We start from the raw sequence: 7,003 nt of genomic DNA, 5'->3' as shown, positions 1-7,003 counted from the left end.
TTGCAGGACAGGCTTCGGATTTGTTGCAATGGATTCCCTGTTATTGTGGCTGCGGTGAAAGTGCCGGACATAAGAGCAATTTAAATTGCTTTATAAATGAAGTCAACGAAGACGGTTCCGTAGYGTGGGATGACCACGGAACAAGATGCGGTGTGTGCATGGAGATCGCGGTAACAGCTGCAAAAATGAAATCGGAAGGCAAGTCAGATAAAGAAATTCGAAATTTTATTGATGAGACTTATAAAGAAGGTTACTCTGATTCCACTGATACACCGATGCCGGCATGATATAAAAACCACATTTTCTCTCTAAGAGTAAATGTGGTTTTTTAGAGTATTTTGAGATTACGGAGGTATTTATGTTAAAGCGATTGGCCGTATTATTTGTCATCCTATTCGTATTCATTCCTGTTTCTGCTGCATATGCCCATTCGCCCATTGAAAAACGCACCCCAAATGTAAATGCTGTTCTCGAATCGAGCCCAACGAAAGTCGATTTGTATTTTAAAGATCCTGTCCAAATCCATCGCAGCTCGGTTATTGTTCGCGATGAGAAAAAAACAGAGGTGCAATTCGGAAAACCTCAAATAGACCCATTTGATAATCGTCATATTTATGTGGATCTAATAAAAGATCTGCCATCGGGAACATACTCCGTAGATATTGATGTTGTTGCCTTGGACGGACATTCCTTAAAAGAAAAATATTCATTTGAAATAAAAATGTCTATGTCTTCACCTGACGAAATGTTTGATCGATTGGAACTAATACGTACTTCTCCTTTGGACGGAACCATTGTTGAGTCTTCACCAAAAAAAATCGAGCTTTGGTTTAACGAACCTATTGAGATGCGTTTCTTTGGATTGTTAAATGATAAACAGCAGATTGTTCCAACAGAAAAACCGATTGTCGACCCTCTCGATTCAAAACATTTTATTCTAGAACTTGAAAACGGGTTACCTGCAGGCACTTATTCTATACAAGCCTATCCCAGTATTGGCGATAACACAGGCATCCACATCGTCTATTTCGCAGTCAAAGAGTTCACATCGATTACGAGTGATAACGACAAGCTTTCTCTCCAAAATGATTGGGATCAAACTGGAGTTCTTCAAGTTTTCCATTGGCTGAGTTATTTCGGGCTGCTCACCCTTTTTGGCGGGACTCTTTTTCAATTAAAAATCGCCAAAAGCAACGGTAATCTCCTGCGTTGGAGAGTTATTTCAAACGCTCTGTTTGGAGTCAGCATGTTGGCCATCTTGTTAGAATTATTTATTTATAAGATGCAGCACCCAGGCGTATTGTTTAATGATTTCCTACGATTCAATACTGTTTGGATATCACTTTTGCAAATCGGTTTAGTAGTCGTAAGCTTTGCCTTTAAAAAAATTCGATTGATTCTACTACTAGTTGCCCTGCTTTGCTGGGCATTTACGGGTCACTCTGCTGATCCGAGCTATGTTGGCTTCTTAGCAATTGGACTTGATTCCGTACACCTATTGACTACTTCTATCTGGATTGGTGGTTTAGTTGCATTATTCGCCATGCTGCCGTTAGAAAGTCCCCTGACTTGGTTGAAGGAAACTGGAAAAACTTTTTCTAAATGGGCACTACTGAGTTTTGTTGGAACAGGAGTCACTGGAATCTTAATGTCGCTGAGTTATGTCCMTTCTTTTAGTGTGGAAAGTCTCATTGAAAGTAAATGGGGACAAATGTTGTTGGTTAAAGTTTTATTGTTCCTAATTATTATCTTCTTCGGAATTTGGCAGCGGAAACTTCTCACAAAGTTAACAGATTCATTAGTGGCCGTATTCTCGAAAAATATAAAAATCGAGCTCAGCATCGCCATTATAATTCTGTTGTTTACGGGTGTTTTAGTAGATTTGTCACCAGAAGAAGCGTTGCAAGAAATTTCACCGCGCGTACAAACCATTGCGGGGGTTACTGCAAAGGTAGATGCATTCCCGCTAAAACCAGGTGGGAACGATATAACGATACAACTTAGCGAAGACAAAAGTATTGCCGATGTGAAGGTGAGCATACAGACCAGTCTTGGTAGTAATGGCACAAACCACGCATTTCACCTTGGAGATGGATTATATAAAATTACGGGGAATTTATTACACACTGCCGGAATTTATGAATTGGAAGTTGAAGTTATCAAAAAGAACGGCGAAAAGATTCAATATCCCCCATTCACCCTTCAAGTTCCTGGTCCTATGCCGAACGAAATTGTAGTTGAAAAAGAAGGTTAAACAAAACTGGAAAATGAACGTAAAGTGTTCATTTCCCAGTTTTATTATTTGTTATAGAAAACCTAGCACCGTTCCACCTGCAGCTCCTGTTATGACAATTAGCCATGGCGGAAGCTTCCAAAACACAAGCATGATAAACAAGATGAGGGCTAAGGCGAAATCGCTGGGTTCCAGGATGGCGGTAGTCCATAAGGGATCATAAAGTGCAGCCAACAGTATGCCAACTACAGCTGCGTTGATCCCCACCAGAGCTCCTTTGATTTTTGGATTATTCCTTAAACTGTTCCAAAACGGCAGAGCTCCAGCAACGAGTAGAAAGGCCGGTAAAAATATAGCAGCTGTCGCAACGAATGCTCCTGATAAGCCTCCGGCCATCGTGCCGAGATAACTAGCAAACGTAAACAATGGCCCTGGTACCGCCTGCGCAGCACCATACCCTGCCAGAAAATCCGCCTCACCTACCCACCCGGCAGTAACGACTTCACGTTCTAAAAGCGGCAGTACAACATGGCCTCCGCCAAATACCAAAGAGCCTGATCGGTAAAAGCTGTCAAACATCGCCAACCATTCGATATCTCCCCATTGTCTGAGAACCGGCAGCGCAATAAGAAGAATGAAAAACAAAGCGAGGCAGAAAATAGCAAAGGAACGGCTTATATTTATAGGCAAACCCGGTGTCCCTTCTTCTTCTTTCTTACGGTATAACCAAAGCCCGACAAGCCCGGCTGCAGCTATGATGAGTATTTGACAAAATGCCGATTGCCAAAATAATGTAATCGCAGCAGCGATTACCGCTATCGTAACTCTCTCGCGGTCAGGCGTAAGCTTCTGTCCCATACCTAGAATGGCATGTGCAACGATTGCAACAGCCACGATCTTTAATCCATGAATCCAACCTGCACTTCCGATGTCATATCCCTGCAGCAGATAGGCAAACGCGATTAATGAAAGGATGGATGGCAGCGTGAAGCCTAACCAAGCAACTAACCCGCCTAGTAACCCAGCCCGTACAATTCCTACACCGATTCCAACTTGACTACTAGCTGGTCCCGGTAGAAATTGACAAAGCGCAACGAGATCAGCGTAACTTCGTTCATCCATCCATTTTCGACGGCGTATGTACTCATTATGGAAATATCCTAAATGTGCTATGGGTCCTCCAAACGAGGTGAGTCCGAGCTTCGAGGATACGCTAAAAACCTCTAGCAGGTTTGCAATCTTCCCTTTCTTCTTGTCCTGCGGAATCACTTCTTGATTCACTTCCATATAGCATGTTTGCTCCTTTTATCTGTTTTTGTTCCACTCTAGATAAAATCAGGCAGCTTCAAAAGATACTAACGATTGCTTATTTCATTGTAAACTGGTGGATAATTTGCATACAACCCATTAACAAAATATTAACAAACTCGCGTTCAAGGAATGAGGTGGAACCGATAAAGTATGATGTAAAGCTCTACACTTCATATCATAGTCATGACTAAAAGCTCCTGCTGCTGTAGGAGCTTTTTATTGGTTTTGACCGTAACTATGGTTTAACTGCTTTTATCACAGCCGAGACAATGTAATTTTCCGCGTTAGATCCCGGTTGCCAGTCTTTGATAAATGTCTTAGATTCGTTCTTTGGCTCCACGACCACATTTATAAATCCGCTTTGGATTAACATTGCCTTGACCTCGTTAACCGAAGAAGCCCCGGAAATACACCCAGCATACAATACGTCCAAATCGCTTTTAATTTCCGCAGGAAGCTCCGCGGTCGTAACGATATCTGAAATTGCCAGACGACCGCCGGAGCGCAGGACTCTGTAAGCTTCATTGAACACTTGCTGCTTAGCTGGTGATAGATTAATGACGCAGTTGGAAATAATGGGATCCACCGTCTGGTCTGCAATAGGCAAATGTTCAATTTCGCCTAAACGGAAATCCGTGTTCAAATAACCGCCTTTTGTAGCATTCGCGCGGGCACGGCTCACCATTTCAGGCGTCATATCTACGCCAATCACGCTGCCGCCTTCTCCTACTTGAAGCGAGGCCAGAAAACAATCGAACCCGCCGCCGCTTCCTAGGTCGAGCACTACTTCCCCTGGTTTCAGTTCCGCAATTGCTTGTGGATTTCCGCAGCCAAGTCCGAGATTTGCGCCGTCTGGAACCGCGTTTAATTCATCGGCGGAATAACCTAGTTTGGCAGAAACATCAACATGATCAATAGTCGATCCAGCACAGCTTGAACTTGGCGAACAACATGATTCTATTTCCAATGGCTGCAAAGCGATTTCCTTGTACCGCGTACGAACATTCTGACGAATATGATCGTTTTTAACCTGATCCATAAATCATCACTCCCTAGTTTTCTTGTTTGCAAAATGCAAGTATTATTGAAAAAAAATCACCCGATTGGGGTGGAACAGCATTGGCTGGATTTAGCCATGGCATCATTCAGTAGCTGAATGGAGCGAATGACCGTTTCTTTTTCAAATTCATTCATGTGTGCGAAGACTTCACTTAAATAAGCATTCATTTGCTGGTCAATCGTCGTCGCCACGTACTTACCTTCTGTCGTCAATGAAAGTACATGTACCCTGCGGTCGTCCGGATCGGGTGCTTTTTTCACTAAATTCATTTTGATTAACGACTGGATTTGTCGACTAAAAGTAGTGATATCGGTACCTAACGCCTCAGCGACCTGCTGGATGGACGGTTTATGCTGACGGTCAATTTCGTAAAGAATATGGCTTTGGACAATAGAAATATCGCAGCCACCTACCGAACAGCAGTTTTTATTAAGAAAACCAAATCTGCGTGTCATGATTTGAAATAGTTCACGAACATTTTCCAAGTGATTCACCTCGTGATTTGATCATAGACTATATAATTGCACTTTGCAACTAATAATTTATATGTAAGTCCCTTCTTAGCGCTGCTTATAACTACGCATATAAGTTTACACTAATATAATACTTTACTTATATAATCAGCTGTGTATAATAATCCATGGAAGGTGCGGACCTTGATGAATCCCCCTCCTTTCGTATCATCTTTTCTTAATACCATGCTTCAAAGGAGTGATTACATATTCAATCGATAGACGCTCTGGCCGATACGTTGAAGCTTTTGTCTGACAAGACTCGCCTTACTATCCTTGCCCTGCTTAAAGAGAAAGAAATGTGCGTATGCGATATCGTAACGATTCTTGAAACGACACAACCCAACATAAGCCAGCATTTAAGAAAGTTAAAAGTTGGCGGTTTGGTTAATGAAACAAGACGCGCACAATGGATTTATTATTCTTTAAATTTTGAGGATAAACCTTACCTGCATGGAATCTTAGAAGCTCTGCCTTCAATGAAGGACCAGTTAAAGAAATTGAGTCCCGACTGCTGTAGTTAAAGTTTATTCTTACGATGTAGGTTTGCTTCGCAAACCTTTTAGGAGGAGTTATGTTAGTCATCGCATCCATTATCTTTCTTATTACCTTGCTTTTCGTCATTTGGCAGCCTAAAGGTTTGAATATCGGCTATTCTGCCGTTGGTGGTGCGGTACTCGCCCTTCTCTTTGGCGTAGTTGATTTTAATGACGTGTGGGTTGTTACCGGCATCGTTTGGAACGCAACATTAGCATTTGTTGCTGTCATCCTGATCTCTCTCATCCTAGATGAGGTTGGATTCTTTGAATGGTCGGCTCTGCATATGGCACGTATTGCCAAAGGTAATGGTTACCTTATGTTTTCTTATGTCGTGCTGCTTGGCGCGGGCGTCGCTGCTTTTTTTGCCAATGACGGCGCTGCTCTCATTCTTACGCCAATTGTCCTTGCTATGGTTAGAGCTTTAAAATTCGATGAACGGATGATTCTCCCATTCATTATGGCAAGCGGATTTATTTCTGATACGGCTTCCTTACCGCTCGTGGTCAGTAATTTGGTCAATATTGTTTCTTCCGATTTCTTTGGAATTGGATTTGCCGAATACGCAAGTCGGATGATTATTCCGAATTTCTTCGCAGTTGGCGCAAGTTTGCTAGTTTTATTCCTATTTTTCAGGAGAAGCATTCCCAAGAGCTATGATCTTAGCCAGCTAAAACAGCCAATTGATGCGATAAAAGATATGCGCTTGTTTAAGCTATCTTGGATTGTTTTAGCAGTGTTACTAATTGCGTACCTAGTAAGTGAATTTGTCCATATTCCAGTATCGATCGTTGCAGGCGCAGCCGCCATCGTATTTATTATTGCGGCACGAAAAAGTCCGGCTATTCATACAGGAGCTGTTATCAAAGGAGCGCCATGGTCAGTTGTTGTCTTTTCTATTGGAATGTATGTCGTGGTTTATGGACTGCGAAATGTGGGACTCACGGACCAGCTTAGCAATGTGTTTCAATGGACAGCGGAACACGGCTTATTTATGGCAACGATTGGCACGGGCTTCATAGCTGCCATCCTCTCTTCGATAATGAATAATATGCCTACGGTTATGATTGATGCTCTGGCGATTCAGGGCACGAATACAAATGGTGTGCTGCGAGAGGCTCTGATTTACGCCAATGTGATTGGTTCTGATTTAGGTCCTAAAATCACGCCTATCGGGTCACTTGCAACTTTACTTTGGCTGCATGTCCTTTCCAAAAAAGGCGTGAAGATAACATGGGGTTATTACTTCAAAATTGGAATCGTACTTACGCTGCCTGTTCTATTTATTACACTTGTTGGCCTTTATTTATGGCTTAGCATCATACACTAAATGAATTTCAAAGGAGATCT

At 42.3% G+C, this 7,003-nt stretch carries 7 protein-coding genes; 4 read left to right on the top strand and 3 right to left on the bottom strand.

All coding sequences use genetic code 11. The annotated features are described in order from the left end of the window. Together AC1DLI_RS30325 and AC1DLI_RS30320 are read left to right on the top strand one after the other, a co-directional pair. Window positions 1-287 (top strand): PCYCGC motif-containing (lipo)protein (locus AC1DLI_RS30325; RefSeq protein WP_477608779.1); only part of this gene is annotated, 287 nt, incomplete at its 5' end. Window positions 288-358: 71 nt separating this feature from the next. Then, complete coding sequence (locus AC1DLI_RS30320; RefSeq protein WP_477608777.1) at window positions 359-2,254, top strand: copper resistance CopC/CopD family protein; 1,896 nt, start codon at window positions 359-361, stop codon at window positions 2,252-2,254. A gap of 51 nt (window positions 2,255-2,305) precedes the next feature. Here the strand turns inward: AC1DLI_RS30320 and AC1DLI_RS30315 are convergent, their stop codons facing one another. The 3 genes from AC1DLI_RS30315 to AC1DLI_RS30305 form a co-directional block, all read right to left on the bottom strand. After that, on the bottom strand, window positions 2,306-3,520 hold the full coding sequence (locus AC1DLI_RS30315; RefSeq protein WP_477608775.1) for a chromate transporter: 1,215 nt from the start codon (window positions 3,518-3,520) through the stop codon (window positions 2,306-2,308). Between the two features lie 259 nt (window positions 3,521-3,779). Beyond that, entirely contained in the window at window positions 3,780-4,583 is an 804-nt protein-coding gene (locus AC1DLI_RS30310; RefSeq protein ID WP_477608773.1) for an arsenite methyltransferase, read from the bottom strand. A 56-nt stretch (window positions 4,584-4,639) separates the two neighbouring features. Further along, the gene (locus AC1DLI_RS30305) at window positions 4,640-5,089 is read right to left on the bottom strand and encodes a MarR family winged helix-turn-helix transcriptional regulator (protein WP_477608771.1); all 450 of its coding nucleotides are present in this window, start codon (window positions 5,087-5,089) and stop codon (window positions 4,640-4,642) included. Between the two features lie 236 nt (window positions 5,090-5,325). Here AC1DLI_RS30305 and AC1DLI_RS30300 point away from each other — a divergent pair, with 236 nt between their 5' ends. Beyond that, entirely contained in the window at window positions 5,326-5,640 is a 315-nt protein-coding gene (locus AC1DLI_RS30300; protein ID WP_477608791.1) for an ArsR/SmtB family transcription factor, read from the top strand. A gap of 50 nt (window positions 5,641-5,690) precedes the next feature. Then, window positions 5,691-6,983: an arsenic transporter gene (locus tag AC1DLI_RS30295; protein ID WP_477608769.1), complete on the top strand. Its 1,293-nt coding sequence runs from the start codon at window positions 5,691-5,693 to the stop codon at window positions 6,981-6,983. Window positions 6,984-7,003 lie beyond the last annotated feature (20 nt).

It is taken from the genome of Paenibacillus sp. 01T443, assembly GCF_056398325.1.
The sequence above is the reverse complement of the archived record's forward strand: the minus strand, read 5'-3'. Positions and strand labels throughout refer to the sequence as shown.

Excerpts from the sequence above, each read along its gene's own strand:
- AC1DLI_RS30315 (WP_477608775.1), bottom strand. The coding sequence starts at position 3,520 with ATGGAAGTGAATCAAGAAGTGATTCCGCAGGACAAGAAGAAAGGGAAG.
- AC1DLI_RS30310 (WP_477608773.1), bottom strand. The coding sequence starts at position 4,583 with ATGGATCAGGTTAAAAACGATCATATTCGTCAGAATGTTCGTACGCGG.
- AC1DLI_RS30295 (WP_477608769.1), top strand. The coding sequence starts at position 5,691 with ATGTTAGTCATCGCATCCATTATCTTTCTTATTACCTTGCTTTTCGTC.